The organism is Eubacterium sp. CAG:156 (assembly GCF_000434315.1).
In the GTDB taxonomy this organism is placed as follows: domain Bacteria; phylum Bacillota; class Clostridia; order Lachnospirales; family Lachnospiraceae; genus Eubacterium_U; species Eubacterium_U album.
Map to the genome: position 1 here is coordinate 49315 of NZ_FR878155.1, position 14219 is coordinate 63533.

The window sequence follows — 14219 nt, forward strand, 5'->3', positions numbered from 1 at the left end:
TAACGTTTTGTCATGTGGTCTGATTTTAGAATCTTCGTTTCTAATTATTCCACATGACAAAACATTGAACCGACGGGGACAAATGCTCTTTCTCTTAATATCAACAGGCTTCGGGACAGATAATGAATAGACATAATTGAATATTAAAATGGAGAGAAAAATGTATACAAAAATAGTGGGAACAGGAAGTTATCTTCCAAAAAAAGTATTAACAAATGATGATATAGCACAGCTTGTAGATACAAATGATGAATGGATCAGGGAAAGAACAGGAATACAAAGCCGTCATATAGTCGAAGACGAAACTACGGTTACTATGGCATCAATGGCAGCAAAGGATGCACTTGAAAATGCAAATTTGCAACCTGAGGATATAGATTTAATAATAGTAGCAACTGTTTCAGCAGATAATCTTTTGCCTAGTACAGCATGTAGCGTTCAGAAGGAGTTAGGGGCTGTAAATGCAACTGCATTTGATATAAATGCAGCATGCTCAGGATTTTTATTTGCACTCAATACAGCAGATGCGTACATAAAAACGGGCATGTATAAAAATGCACTTTTAATTGGAGTGGAGACTTTGTCAAAAATCGTAGACTGGAATGACAGGGGAACATGTATTTTATTTGGTGACGGAGCAGGTGCAGCAGTTGTTGCAGCAAGCGAAACACCGGGAATTTTAGCAGGAATACAGGGCGCAGATGGAGCAGGCGGAGATGTATTAGCGTGCAAAGGACGTGAAAACAATAATCCTATTGTGAAAGGAGATTTGACACCGGGATATGTCTCAATGGAAGGTCAGTCAGTATTCAAATTTGCAGTAAAAAAAGTTCCTGAATGCATAGATGAAGTCCTAAATAAGGCAGGAAAGAATATAGATGATGTTGAATTATTTGTGCTTCATCAGGCAAATTTAAGAATTTTAACTTCTATATCAAAGAGAAAGAAAATACCTATGGACAAAATTCCTGTAAATCTGGATACATGCGGAAATACTTCTGCGGCAAGCGTACCGATACTTTTAGATAAAGTAAATAAAGAAGGAAAAATTAAAGAAAACGATTTGATTTTACTTGCCGGATTTGGTGCCGGATTAACTTGGGGAGCGGCACTTATACAGTGGTAAAGTTTTTTATCCAGGAGGAAACAAAATGAACGAAGTTCATTTCCTATAAAAGTTTCCGACGAATAGCCGCCGACCGAAGGGCGGGGCATTACATAATTTATATACAGTAATTTAATGAAATAATGGGATTAGGTAAAATGAAACAACATACACATAGAAAAGAATTTGTAAGGGGAATAAAAAATGGAATACCAATAGCCATGGGATATCTGGCTGTGGCATTTACATTAGGAATAGCGGCGAAAAAAGCAGGAATTACAGCATTTCAAGCAGGATTAACAAGTTTTGGACTTCATGCATCAGCGGGAGAGTATATTTGCTTTACTTTGATTGCAGCTCATGCAGGTTTAATAGAAATGGTTGTTATGGAAGCGGTTGCAAATGCAAGATATTTGCTTATGTCATGTGCATTGAGTCAGAAAATCCCGGCAGACACACCAATTTGGAAAAGGCTCATAATGGGATATTTTATAACAGATGAAATATTTGGAGTGTCAATACTGACAGACGGGAAATTAGACCCATATTATAATTTCGGAATGGCAGCAGTTGCGTCACCTGCATGGGTATTTGGAACTGTATTTGGCGTAGTGCTTGGAAATTTTCTTCCTGTTTCAGTGGTTAGTGCATTAAGCGTAGGTTTATATGGAATGTTTATAGCAGTCATCATACCTCCTGCGAGAAAGAATAAAATAGTTGCAGTATTGATAATAATAAGCTTTGTTGCAAGTTACATATTTAATAAATTAGCATTATTTTCAGCTATATCAAGTGGTATGAAAATAATAATACTTACAGTAGTAATTTCACTTGGAGCAGCAATTTTGTTCCCTGTAAAGGAGGAAAAATAATTGAACAGTAAAATATATATTTACATATTTGCAATGGCTCTTGTTACATATCTGATAAGAGTGCTTCCTCTTACATTAATAAGAAAAGAGATAAAAAATCAGACATTAAAGTCATTTTTATATTACGTCCCATATGTAACATTGGCAGTAATGACGTTCCCGGCAATTTTGGATTCTACGCAGAGTACATTATCTGCAATCATAGCACTTATTACTGCAGTTGCACTTGCATGGTGGGGAAGAAGTCTGTTTCAGGTGGCAGTTATCAGTTGCGTAGTAGTGTTTGTAGTAGAATTTGCTGAAAAAATATTAGACATACTATAAGGAAAGAAATATCGGAGTTATGATAATGCGTAATAAAAAATACAGAATAACAGTTGCTAATTTCAAATAAAGAAAGTGTTTTTAGTTAACAAAAGTGTGGCAAAAATTCTGAAATTTAGCGCAGTCTATTGTAATAATTTATATATACAGTAAAATTGAAAAAGTGATGAGAAATCGATATTTTACAAGAGAGTTTGTGAAGTATATGCTAGTTACAATATAAATTTGAGTCAAATATACAATGCTATATAAAAGGAGAAGATATGAAATCAGAAGCAAAGAAAAAAGTAGCCGTTTTTCTTGTGGCGGCACTAATTGCTACGACGGTGCCATTTAATTTTACAAGTGTAAAGGCACAGGCAAAAACAAATCAGAATAATAAATATTCAGTAAGGATAAATGCTGAAGAAGAACCGGTGACTGTTGATGGTAGTCAGCAGGAAACAACAAAAGAATCACAGGAAACTACAGGACCATCAATAGAGACAAGTACAACAGAAACTTCTACAGTACAGGAATCATCAACTACAGATATTACAACAACACAGCCTGTAACTGAAACAACAACACAGGCTCCTACGGTAGAGACGACAACACAGAGCCCAACAACACAGGCTCCTACAACAGAAGCACCTACAACATCAAAAAAGACAGCATGGGGAGAAAGCAACGGTAAATTCTATAATGACAAATTAAAGCAAATTACAGGCGCTGTTGCAAAAGGTTTAGATGTAAGTCATCATCAGGGAAAAATAGATTGGGAAAAAGTTAGTAAATCGGATGTTGACTTTGTTATTATCCGTTGCGGATATGGAAACAATTTAACAAGTCAGGATGACAAATATTTTGCACAAAATGTTGCAGGATGTGAGAAGTACAATATTCCTTATGGAATTTACATATATTCATATGCTTTAAGTAAGTCTGATGCAAAGAGCGAAGCAAATCATGTTTTAAGATTAATTAAATCTACAGGCGCAAAACCAACATATCCTATTTATATAGATTATGAAGATTCATCACAAAACGGACTTACTCCAAAGCAGTTAGGAAATTTTGCTACAGCATTTTTTAATAAGACTATTGCAGCAGGCTATAAGGCAGGCGTTTATGCAAATCTAAACTGGTGGACAAATAAACTTACAGATAGCAGATTTAATCAATGGACAAAGTGGGTAGCACAATATAATTCGGCATGCTCATATACAAAGCCTTACCAGATATGGCAATCAACATCAACCGGAAAAGTTCCCGGAGTAAATGGAAATGCAGATTTGAATTTCCTTATGCAGTTTGATTGTATAGAAGACGGACATATTTATTCACAGTGGGTAACTACAAAAAGTGCAACTATATTTGCAAAAGGAACTAAAGTAAGAATTTGTAGTGTATGTGGAAAATTACAGACAAAAGAGACGAAAAAACTTAAGCCTACAGGAAAATTAAATACAACAAAGGTTACACTAAGATTCCGCAGAAAATATAATAGAATACGAGTATCAAATTTATCAGCAGGCGATAAAGTAAAAAGTTATAAATCATCTAATAAAAAAATAGCTACCGTTAATAAAAAAGGTGTTATTACAGCGAAGAAGAAAAAAGGAAAAGCTACAATTACAGTAAATCTTAAGAGTGGCAAGAAATTAAAAGTTAAAGTAACTGTAAGAAGAAAATAAAAGATGAATAAATTACTTATTTTATAGTAATAATAAATAATGAAAGTAATTTTGCAATTTATAAATGTAAAAAATGTGTTTTGGTTTAGTAAAACTGAAGCACATTTTTTATTGCCATATTGCATATCTAAATTATATGGGATGAATTACATTTGAAGCATTTATAGAAGAAGTAAATTTTTTGTATGGCAATTAGCTAAATGTTATTGGTGGATATAATAGATTTGTGGTATAATATAGTTTTATGATGCTAGGATTGTGGGAGTGCATAGCACGAAACAATTCGTAGGAATTAAAGTTGGAGGCTTTAGACCCCCCCAACGTCATTTTATATTACATATGAATTTGATAGAGGTGAAGAAAGATGCCTATTAAAGTAAAACAGAATTTGCCTGCACAGCATATTTTAGAGCAGGAGAATATTTTTGTAATGACAGAGCAGAGAGCTATGACTCAGGATATACGACCATTAAATGTTTTAGTATTGAATTTAATGCCGACTAAAATTGTAACTGAGACACAGCTTTTAAGAAAATTATCTAATACTCCATTACAGATTCAGGTGGAATTTTTACAGACAGTAACATATAAATCGCAGCATACAGACAGTAGTCATTTAGATGAATTTTACAAATCATTCGATGAAGTAAAAGATCATTTTTATGATGGATTGATTATCACAGGGGCACCACTTGATTTTATAGATTATGAAGATGTCGATTACTGGGATGAAGTATGCAAGATAATGGAATGGTCAAAGAAACATGTACATTGTACATTCCATTTGTGCTGGGGCGCTTATGCGGGCCTTTATTATCATTATGGTATTAGAAAGAGAGACAGAATACCTAAGCTATCAGGAATTTATAAACATCATATTCTTAAGAAAAATGCTCCACTATTTAGAGGATTTGATGATGTATTTTACGCTCCACATTCAAGAGCAACTGAAATTACAAAAGAGCAGATTCTTGCGGAACCTAAACTTGAATTGATGGCAGAATCGGATGAGGCCGGAGTAGCAATTGTTAAAAGCGAGGATAGTAGACAGTTCTTTGTATTTTGCCATTCGGAATATGATGCTGATACTTTAAAATTAGAATATATACGAGATACGGAAAAGGGAATGAATCCTAAAGTTCCTGTAAATTATTTCCCTGATGATGATCCAACAAAAGAGCCGGTTGTTAATTGGCGTTCAGCAGGACAGTTGTTATTCACAAACTGGTTAAATTATTATGTATATCAGACAACACCGTATGATGTAAATGCAGTTAAAAATGAGTAAATAGGGAGGTTTGTATGTTTGGACCATATGATAAGAAATTTGATAAAAATAAAAACGGAATAATGGAAGACGATGAAAAGTTAGAAGAACAGGCTTACATCAGATATTTAGCAGAAAAAGATGATGAAGGTGAAGAAGAAGATGATTTTGACAATGGTGAGTCAGTGTAGAGTTTAAATAGTTAACATAATGAACAAACATTAGCGTGTTAAAGTTTGTTTATTATGCCTATGACATTTTGTCGGTTAAAGGAGTATAATAAATACATAGCCGAAAAGAAAAGTCAGAGGTGAGATAAGTGTTTAAAATAGGAGAATATGTTGTACACGGCAGAAATGGGGTTTGTAAGATTGATGACATTACTAAGTTAGAGATATCGGGTGCCGACAAAGATAAGTTATATTATGTTTTGGTACCAATGAAATCTGAACAGAGTAAAGTATTTTATCCTGTAGACAACAACAGGGTAACAATGAGATCAGTTATTTCGAAAGATCAGGCGGAAGATATTGTAAATGAGATTAAAAGTATTGAGCCGTTGTGGATTAACAATGAAAGACTTAGAGAGGCTAAATATAAAGAAGCAATTTCGTCATGTGATTGTGTTGAATGGATTAGAATTATTAAGACATTGCATATGCGCAATAAGGAAAGAGTTCAACAGGGAAAGAAAATTACATATGTTGACGACAGATATTTAAAAGAAGCAAAAGAAAATCTATATGAAGAATTTTCAATTGCTTTAGATATTGAAAAGGACAATGTGGAACAGTACATAACTGACCACCTATAAAAAAAGACCATCATTTGATGGTCATTTTTTATTCTAAAAATATTAAAATTTTATAAGCATAATCTATTCATCTAAATTATCATGGTTGTTGTAATCGTAGTCATTTGAACTATTGTTATAATTTGAATTACTGTTGTTGTCATAACCTGAATTGTCGTTACCATTGCCATATTTATTATCATAGCCATTGCTATAGTTATTATCATCATAGCCACTACCATAGCCGGAGTTACCATTACTATAATCGTTGTCATAATTATAACTATTGTTATTGTAACTATTATTATTACCATAACCATTATTGGTATTATAACTATTATAATTTGTTCCGTTATATCCATTATTAGGTTTTGAACATAAAGCTACATACAATTCCATGTCAGTATATGCCTGATATGGTGCCACATAGAAAAGACCGACAAGACCTAAAGTTAATGATGACAAAATATTCCAACCTATAAATGACAAATCAAGAACGAAGGCATTCCATTTTTCACCATCCATCATAGAGCGGCTTCTTGCAAATGCTTCATCTGTACTCATATATGGATTCTCAGCAAGTAAATAAGGAATCATACGATATTCATAGGATTTGATGATTCCGGGAAAGACAAATAACAATGACCAGAAAAATGTGTAAAGCTGTTTTAAGAACATTGTTTTTGTAACATTTCCATATCCTTCTTTAAATGTAAATCCTACACTACCAATATTATAATTGTCTTCAGTTCTTGAACGAATAAACCAATGCTGGCACCCAACCTGCAAAGGATTAAATACAAAAACATTTAAAAGTATTGAAAGTAATCCAACTATTAATATTATTAATGAGAGTCCTTGAAGTATTGTATTAACATTTACTCCTGGGAAAATGGAAGATATGTAATTCTTCATGTATGCTGACATATCTGAATATGATGAGTCAGGAATAGGAGAATCAGATAGTATATTATTAATATCTGAACTGCTATAATAATTATCAGAAGTTGCGTTAGAGAAACTGTTCCCAAAAGAAAAAGTTCCCAATGTAATTGATAAGATAACAGCTACAACAACTGATGGCCAATAGTTAGAATGAAATCTTTGCTTTGCAGCTGCTTTAAGTTCTATTCTGTTCCACATAAAATAATCTCCTGCGAATGTATTTATAAAATTTAGTTACTGTGTTATTATAATACAAAACAAAAAAGAAATAAATAAAATAGCATTTTTTTTCGTATATATATATGGATGCTTAATTTAAAACACAGGGAGGATATGTACATATGTATTGTAAACATTGTGGAACTCAATTGGCAGATTGGCAGAAGACATGCCATATATGTGGAACGCCGGTTGATTCAGATGCTAAGAAAACTTTTTTAGATGATATCGATTTCTCAGAAACAGAGGAACTATCGGATGCAATTAATGCGGATGAAGGCAAGACAAAAATCTTTAACGTAGAAGAAGATGATATATCTAAAACTCAGGATTTATCAGGCATGGCTGATACAAAGATTTTTGAAGAAAATAAAGCTATGGAATTTGAGGACATAGAACCTCAGGAAGTTGATGACTTTAATTTTAACACTACAGATTTTCAGTTTGATGATGAAGCGGAAAATGCTCAGAAGGAGAGAGCAGGAGTTATAGAAGACCTGTTTTACGGAGAAACTGACGATGATGGTATAGAAGAAGACGAATTAGAAATATTAAGAGAGAGCAATAAGAATAAAAAGATGAGTATTATTGCATTAGCATTAGCAGTAGCAGCAATACTTATAGTTGTTCTTGTAATTATTCTTGCAAATAATCTGACAGGTGGAAATAAAGATGCTAAAGAAACCGAAAATACCACTCAGGAGACAACAACACAAGAATATACAACAGAAGAATACACAACAAAAGCAACAGTTGTAACAACTTACAAGAAGGAAACAACAACAGAAGAAAAGACTACAGAAAAGAAAACAAAGAAAGCTAAAGAAACAACAACGGCAGCACCAACAACAGTGGCGCCAACAACAGAGGCTCCTACAGTGGCACCAACAACAGTAGCGCCAACACAGGCGGCTACAGTAGCACCAACACAGGCAGCGGCACAGGATAATGATAATAATGCAGCAGATTCTAATGATGGAGCAGAATAGATATAGAATTTTAACAACAGGAAAGGATGACATAAAATGAAAGTATTAGAAAATTTACAACCGGCAAGTGTATTTAAATATTTTGAAGAGATAACACAGATACCACATGGTTCAAAGAATGTAGAGAAGATAAGTAATTACCTTGTAGATTTCGCAAAGGAACATAATTTAAAGTATATTCAGGATGAAAGCAAAAATGTTATTATTTTTAAAGATGCATCAGAAGGATATGAAAATGCGGATACGGTAATCATTCAGGGACACATGGATATGGTTGCGGTTAAAGAAGCTGATTGCAACAAAGACATGGAAAAAGAAGGCTTAGATTTAGAGGTTAATGGAGATTACATTAGTGCAAAAGGAACATCTCTTGGCGGTGACGATGGTATTGCAGTGGCAATGGCTTTAGCCATTTTAGATGATGACAGCGTTAAACATCCGGCAATTGAAGCAGTATTTACAGTAGATGAAGAAATTGGAATGTTGGGTGCAGCAGCACTTGATACATCAGTTTTAAAAGGAAAGATTTTATTAAATGCTGATTCAGAGGATGAAAGAGTATTTACGGTAAGTTGTGCAGGTGGTGGAACAGTAGAATGCAAAGTTCCATTTCAGCATGAACCTGTAAACGGACAGATATTTGAAATAAAGCTTGATCAATTTACAGGAGGACATTCAGGGGCAGAAATTCATTTAGGAAGAGCTAATGCAAATGTTGCTCTTGGAAGAATATTATTAAATCTTGTTCAAAATATGGATATAAGAATTATTTCAATTAATGGTGGAGAGAAAGACAATGCAATTGCCAAATTAAGTGAAGCTGCAATTGCCGTATTACCTGAAAACGTTGATAAAGTAAAACAGATAGTAGAAGAAACATTTGAAGAAATAAAGGATGAATACAAGCATACAGACCCTGATATGAGACTTACAACTAATGTTCTTCCAAGTCAGGTACTTGATGTTGCAACAGTTCCAACTACAATTAGAGCAATTATGACTTTAGTTAATATGCCACATGGTGTACAGAAAATGAGCCATGATGTAGAGGGATTAGTTCAGACATCACTTAATTTAGGCGTGTTAAGAACAAATAAAGATGACATAATATTTACTTATTCAGTAAGAAGTTCAAAAGATTCAGAAAAGAAATATTTAATAGAAAAAATTCGCTCATTAGCGGATTTACTTGGAGAAGAAATAAGCATAAGTGGAGAATATCCGGCATGGGAATATGTTGAAAATTCTAAAGTGCGCGATATTATGGTAGATGTATATAAGGAAATTTACGGTAAAGAACCTATAGTTGAAGGAATTCATGCAGGACTTGAGTGTGGAATCTTTTCATCAAAATTAGAAGGACTTGATTGTATTTCATTTGGACCGCAGATGCATGATATTCATACGACAAAAGAAGTGTTATCTATAGCATCAACAGAAAGAACATGGGAATTATTGTTAAAAACTTTAGAGAGACTTAAATAAATGATAATAGAGAAACTCTTGCATTAGGATTTAATTTTTTGAAATTAAATCAAAGCGAGAGTTTCTTGTGTTTATATAAGAAGAGAAAGATTTGGAGATACAGATATGAGCGAAAAAAGATATTTACAGTTACTTTCAGAAAAATACCCAACGATACAGTCTGTGTGTACAGAAATTATAAATTTAAATGCAATATTAAATCTTCCAAAAGGAACAGAACATTTTATGAGTGATTTGCATGGAGAGTATGAAGCTTTTTGTCATTTGTTAAATAACTGTGCAGGTGAAGTAAGAGACAAAGTAGACAGAATGTTTAGTGACATTATGACGAAGGAAGAACGAAAAGAGATATGTACATTAATCTATTATCCGAAAGAAAAAATGAATTTGCTTAGGCAGGAAGACAAACTGACGGACGGTTGGTATAGGGATAATTTGAAAAAACTTATTAATATAGCAAAGAAATTTTCATCAAAGTATACACGTTCTAAAGTGAGAAAAGCCATGCCTCAGGACTATAGATATATTATTGATGAACTTTTACATATGCAGGAGGATGAAGACAATAATCAGATTGTTTATCATGAAAAAATATTAGACACAATTATTAGTATAAAAAATGCAGAGGAATTTATAGAAGCATTATCGACCCTGATAAAGCGTCTTGCGGTAGACCATTTGCATATAGTGGGGGATGTATTTGACAGAGGAGAACATCCTGATGATATTCTTGATTTGCTGATGGAACACCATTCAATAGATATACAGTGGGGAAATCATGATATTTTGTGGATGGGAGCAACAGCCGGAAGTGATGCGTGTATTGCCACGACAATAAGAAATAATATTCAGTATAATAATATGCAAATGCTTGAAAACGGATATGGAATAAGTCTTAGAACTTTAACGCTTTTTGCAGAAAGATTATACCCGGATATGGAACCTATGAAAGCAGCATTAAAAGCAATTTCAGTCATTTTATTTAAATTAGAAGGACAGATTATTTCAAGACATCCCGAATATAATATGGATGATAGAAGACTTTTACATAAAATAAATTATGAAAATGGAACTATTGAAATTGAAGGAAAAACATATGAGATGAATGATGTTAATTTTCCAACAGTTGATAGAAAAAATCCGTACGAATTATCATCAGAAGAAAAGCAACTCGTGAAAGAACTTCGAAGAATGTATGTTAATAACAAACGTTTAAAACAACATATAGAATTCTTATATGCAAAAGGAAGTATGTATTGTTGTTTCAATAATAATTTGTTATATCATGGCTGCGTTCCTTTGGATGAGGATGGAAATTTTGCTGTTATTAAATTAAATGACAAGAATTATAAAGGAAAAGATTATCTTGATTATGCTGATAAAATGGCGAGAAAAGCTTATTTTAATAAGAATAATCAGGATGAACTTGATTTTATGTGGTATTTGTGGTGCGGTGAAAAATCTCCGCTATCAGGAAGAAGAATAAAGACATTTGAAAGAACTTTTATTGATGATAAAAATGCATGGAATGAACCTAAGAATCCATATTATGATTTTTATAAAGATGAAAAAACATGTAATATGATTCTTCATGATTTTGATATGTATTCACCAATGTCTCATATAATTAACGGCCATACGCCAATCAGGGTAACAAAAGGAGAAAAGCCGGTTCATGCAAATGGCAAACTTATAATAATTGATGGCGGATTCTGCAAAGCATATCATGATACTACAGGTATTGCAGGATATACATTAATTTATAATTCCCACAGCATGAGACTTATGTCACATCAGCCATTTGAAAGTATTGAAACGGCACTTGAAGAAAATAAAGATATTGAATCAACTGCAGATAGAATAGAGACTATAGATAAACGAGTTATGGTTAGAGACAGTGATATAGGAAAAAATATTAAGAAGCAAATAAAAGAACTTGAGGAATTACTCGAGGGTTATAGACAAGGTGAAATAAAGGAAAGAGTATAACTGTATAACAGCTCTTTAAAATATAATCAGGTTAAAAAATATAGTCGGATTTGAAGCTAGATTAAATTAAGAGTACAACTTGAAAAGAGCCATCACTTGTTCTGAATTGACATATGAGTTAACAACTGATTTGACAACTGACAAGACAGATGATATAATGCCACCTAATGAAAACACGAAAGGAAAATACTGGTTCTATAAAACATAATGGCGAATCAGTTCAGGTGGCAAAATGGAAAATATGATAGCACGTATTGAACAGTTAAAGCAGGAGAAAGATGTTGCAATAGTAGCACATTACTATGTAGATGGACAGGTGCAGGATATCGCAGACTATGTAGGAGATTCATTTGCATTAAGTAAGATTGCAACAATAGTTCCACAGAAGAATATTTTGTTCTGTGGTGTACTTTTTATGGGAGAAAGTGCTAAGACATTAAATCCTAAGAAAACAGTTATGATGCCGGACTTATCAGCAGATTGTCCTATGGCTCATATGGTTACAGTAGAAGATATATTAAATGTAAAAGAAAAGTATCCTGATGTTGCGGTTGTATGTTATGTAAACTCAACAGCAGAAATAAAAGCATATTCAGATGTATGTGTAACTTCATCAAATGCAGTAAAAGTTGTAAAGGCATTACCAAATAAAGACATATTCTTTGTTCCTGATAACAATTTAGCGCATTTTGTAGCAAAACAGACACCGGACAAGAACTTTATATTCAACGATGGATATTGTCATGTACATAAAAAAATAACAACACAGCATATTGCAGACGCAAAGAAAAGACATCCCGGAGTTAAAGTCTTAACACATCCGGAATGTACAGAAGATGTATTAGCTGTTTCAGACTTTATAGGAAGTACAGCTGAAATTATTGACTATGCAACAAAGTGTGAAGATGAAGAATTTTTAATTGCCACCGAAATCGGAGTATTTCATGAACTTCAGAAAAGAAATCCGGATAAGAAATTCTATCCGGTTAAGGATTCACAGATTTGTCCAAATATGAAAAAGATTACACTTGAAAAAGTGTTAAACGTATTAGAAACATTTGATAATCAGGTTGAATTACATGAAGAGATAAGACAGAAGGCTAATTATCCATTATCAAGAATGCTTGAATTAGCAAAATAAAGATTAGAATTCGTTAATAAGAAATTAAAATATACAGATTAAATATAATTTATTTTTTTTAGAATAGAAAATCTCTTTATAGAAAGTGAAGTAAAATGAAAACAGATATAGTAATTGTTGGAAGTGGATGCTCAGGACTTTATTGTGCATATAATCTTCCAAGAGATAAAGAAATATTAATAATTACAAAAGATATAGTTGAGCATAGTGATTCATATTTAGCACAGGGTGGAATGTGCATGTTGACAGATGAAGAAGATTATGACAGTTATTTCTATGATACAATGAGAGCCGGACATTTTGAAAATGATACAGCTGCAGTAGAAACAATGATAAAATCTTCACCGGATATAGTAACAGATTTGGTTGAATTTGGAGCAGATTTTCATAGAGAAGAGGATGGCTCATTAAGTTATACAAGAGAGGGTGCACATTCAAGAAACAGAATAATATTTCATGAAGATGTAACCGGAAAAGAAATTACAAGTCATATTTATGAAAGAGTTAAACAACTGCCAAATGTTATAATAAAAGAACATTGGACAATGGTGGACATTCTATGTGAAGATAATGTATGTTATGGTGTGGTGGTAAAGAAAGATGACGGCACACTTGATACAATAACGGCTAATTATACAGTATTAGCAAGTGGTGGAATTGGTGGAATTTACAGATATTCTACAAATTACAGACATTTGACAGGAGATGCAATTGCACTCGCTTTGAAACACGGAATTGAACTTAAGAATACAAATTATGTTCAGATTCATCCTACAACATTTTACACTGAGAATGAGACAGATAGAAGTTTTCTTATTTCAGAATCAGTAAGAGGAGAAGGGGCAGTTCTTTTGGATAAAAAAATGGAAAGATTTACAGATGAACTGCAACCAAGAGACGTTGTTACCAGAGAAATAAGAAAACAAATGAAAAAGGACGGAACTGATTTTGTGTGGCTGTCTATGAAACCAATTGACAGAGAACAGTTAGAAAGCCATTTTCCAAATATAGTAAAACATTGTAGAGAATATGGCTATAACGTGCCTGATGACTGCATTCCAGTAGTACCGGCACAACACTATTTTATGGGTGGCATAAAAGTAAATCTTGAAAGTAAGACATCAATGGACCAGCTTTATGCAGTAGGAGAAACTGCATGTAATGGGGTTCATGGAAAGAACAGACTTGCAAGTAATTCGTTATTAGAAAGTCTTGTATTTGCGAAAAGAGCAGCAATCCAGATGGGAGAACAGTATAATACTACAAAACAGAAGGAATTTGAAAACATAGATATAACAAAATACCAGGATGGAGATGCCCTTGCAAAAGAGTACAAAAAACTTGTTTTAGATGAAATAGACAGATTAAATAATGAAGCACAACAGGCAGTTTAAATAAATAAGTTAAACAATTA

At 33.1% G+C, this 14219-nt stretch carries 14 protein-coding genes; 13 read left to right on the plus strand and 1 reads right to left on the minus strand.

Features of this window, described 5'->3' with window-relative positions:
• Window positions 1-160: 160 nt before the first annotated feature.
• The 7 genes from ABMA45_RS05325 (at window position 161) to ABMA45_RS05355 (ending at window position 6058) form a co-directional block, all read left to right on the plus strand.
• Complete coding sequence (locus tag ABMA45_RS05325) at window positions 161-1126, plus strand: beta-ketoacyl-ACP synthase III (protein WP_022088850.1); 966 nt, start codon at window positions 161-163, stop codon at window positions 1124-1126.
• A 137-nt stretch (window positions 1127-1263) separates the two neighbouring features.
• The gene (locus ABMA45_RS05330) at window positions 1264-1977 is read left to right on the plus strand and encodes an AzlC family ABC transporter permease (RefSeq protein ID WP_022088851.1); all 714 of its coding nucleotides are present in this window, start codon (window positions 1264-1266) and stop codon (window positions 1975-1977) included.
• A complete protein-coding gene (locus tag ABMA45_RS05335; RefSeq protein WP_022088852.1) occupies window positions 1978-2301 on the plus strand; it encodes an AzlD domain-containing protein in 324 nt (107 codons plus the stop codon).
• 263 nt (window positions 2302-2564) lie between these two features.
• The gene (locus ABMA45_RS05340; RefSeq protein WP_022088853.1) at window positions 2565-3977 is read left to right on the plus strand and encodes a glycoside hydrolase family 25 protein; all 1413 of its coding nucleotides are present in this window, start codon (window positions 2565-2567) and stop codon (window positions 3975-3977) included.
• Window positions 3978-4341: 364 nt separating this feature from the next.
• Window positions 4342-5265 carry a homoserine O-acetyltransferase MetA gene (gene metA / locus ABMA45_RS05345; protein WP_022088854.1) on the plus strand — a complete coding sequence of 308 codons (924 nt, stop codon included), beginning with the start codon at window positions 4342-4344 and terminating at the stop codon, window positions 5263-5265.
• Window positions 5266-5279: 14 nt separating this feature from the next.
• On the plus strand, window positions 5280-5435 hold the full coding sequence (locus ABMA45_RS05350) for a hypothetical protein (RefSeq protein ID WP_022088855.1): 156 nt from the start codon (window positions 5280-5282) through the stop codon (window positions 5433-5435).
• A gap of 128 nt (window positions 5436-5563) precedes the next feature.
• Entirely contained in the window at window positions 5564-6058 is a 495-nt protein-coding gene (locus ABMA45_RS05355; RefSeq protein ID WP_022088856.1) for a CarD family transcriptional regulator, read from the plus strand.
• 63 nt (window positions 6059-6121) lie between these two features.
• On the opposite strand, the gene ABMA45_RS05360 is transcribed toward ABMA45_RS05355, so the two are convergent.
• Window positions 6122-7180: a DUF975 family protein gene (locus ABMA45_RS05360; RefSeq protein ID WP_022088857.1), complete on the minus strand. Its 1059-nt coding sequence runs from the start codon at window positions 7178-7180 to the stop codon at window positions 6122-6124.
• Window positions 7181-7323: 143 nt separating this feature from the next.
• Between ABMA45_RS05360 and ABMA45_RS05365 the strand changes: the two genes are divergently transcribed.
• The 6 genes from ABMA45_RS05365 (at window position 7324) to ABMA45_RS05390 (ending at window position 14199) form a co-directional block, all read left to right on the plus strand.
• Entirely contained in the window at window positions 7324-8190 is an 867-nt protein-coding gene (locus tag ABMA45_RS05365; protein WP_022088858.1) for a zinc ribbon domain-containing protein, read from the plus strand.
• Window positions 8191-8226: 36 nt separating this feature from the next.
• On the plus strand, window positions 8227-9675 hold the full coding sequence (locus ABMA45_RS05370) for an aminoacyl-histidine dipeptidase (protein ID WP_022088859.1): 1449 nt from the start codon (window positions 8227-8229) through the stop codon (window positions 9673-9675).
• A 105-nt stretch (window positions 9676-9780) separates the two neighbouring features.
• A complete protein-coding gene (locus ABMA45_RS05375; protein ID WP_022088860.1) occupies window positions 9781-11664 on the plus strand; it encodes a fructose-bisphosphatase class III in 1884 nt (627 codons plus the stop codon).
• 79 nt (window positions 11665-11743) lie between these two features.
• Window positions 11744-11872, plus strand: a complete 129-nt coding sequence (locus tag ABMA45_RS05380; protein ID WP_260978937.1) for a hypothetical protein — start codon at window positions 11744-11746, stop codon at window positions 11870-11872.
• A gap of 24 nt (window positions 11873-11896) precedes the next feature.
• Complete coding sequence (gene nadA, locus ABMA45_RS05385) at window positions 11897-12805, plus strand: quinolinate synthase NadA (RefSeq protein WP_022088861.1); 909 nt, start codon at window positions 11897-11899, stop codon at window positions 12803-12805.
• 95 nt (window positions 12806-12900) lie between these two features.
• On the plus strand, window positions 12901-14199 hold the full coding sequence (locus ABMA45_RS05390) for an L-aspartate oxidase (protein ID WP_022088862.1): 1299 nt from the start codon (window positions 12901-12903) through the stop codon (window positions 14197-14199).
• The last annotated feature ends 20 nt before the right edge of the window (window positions 14200-14219 follow it).

Excerpts from the sequence above, each read along its gene's own strand:
- ABMA45_RS05325 (WP_022088850.1), top strand. The coding sequence starts at position 161 with ATGTATACAAAAATAGTGGGAACAGGAAGTTATCTTCCAAAAAAAGTA.
- ABMA45_RS05330 (WP_022088851.1), top strand. The coding sequence starts at position 1,264 with ATGAAACAACATACACATAGAAAAGAATTTGTAAGGGGAATAAAAAAT.
- ABMA45_RS05340 (WP_022088853.1), top strand. The coding sequence starts at position 2,565 with ATGAAATCAGAAGCAAAGAAAAAAGTAGCCGTTTTTCTTGTGGCGGCA.
- metA (WP_022088854.1), top strand. The coding sequence starts at position 4,342 with ATGCCTATTAAAGTAAAACAGAATTTGCCTGCACAGCATATTTTAGAG.
- ABMA45_RS05350 (WP_022088855.1), top strand. The coding sequence starts at position 5,280 with ATGTTTGGACCATATGATAAGAAATTTGATAAAAATAAAAACGGAATA.
- ABMA45_RS05360 (WP_022088857.1), bottom strand. The coding sequence starts at position 7,180 with ATGTGGAACAGAATAGAACTTAAAGCAGCTGCAAAGCAAAGATTTCAT.
- ABMA45_RS05365 (WP_022088858.1), top strand. The coding sequence starts at position 7,324 with ATGTATTGTAAACATTGTGGAACTCAATTGGCAGATTGGCAGAAGACA.
- ABMA45_RS05370 (WP_022088859.1), top strand. The coding sequence starts at position 8,227 with ATGAAAGTATTAGAAAATTTACAACCGGCAAGTGTATTTAAATATTTT.
- ABMA45_RS05375 (WP_022088860.1), top strand. The coding sequence starts at position 9,781 with ATGAGCGAAAAAAGATATTTACAGTTACTTTCAGAAAAATACCCAACG.
- nadA (WP_022088861.1), top strand. The coding sequence starts at position 11,897 with ATGGAAAATATGATAGCACGTATTGAACAGTTAAAGCAGGAGAAAGAT.
- ABMA45_RS05390 (WP_022088862.1), top strand. The coding sequence starts at position 12,901 with ATGAAAACAGATATAGTAATTGTTGGAAGTGGATGCTCAGGACTTTAT.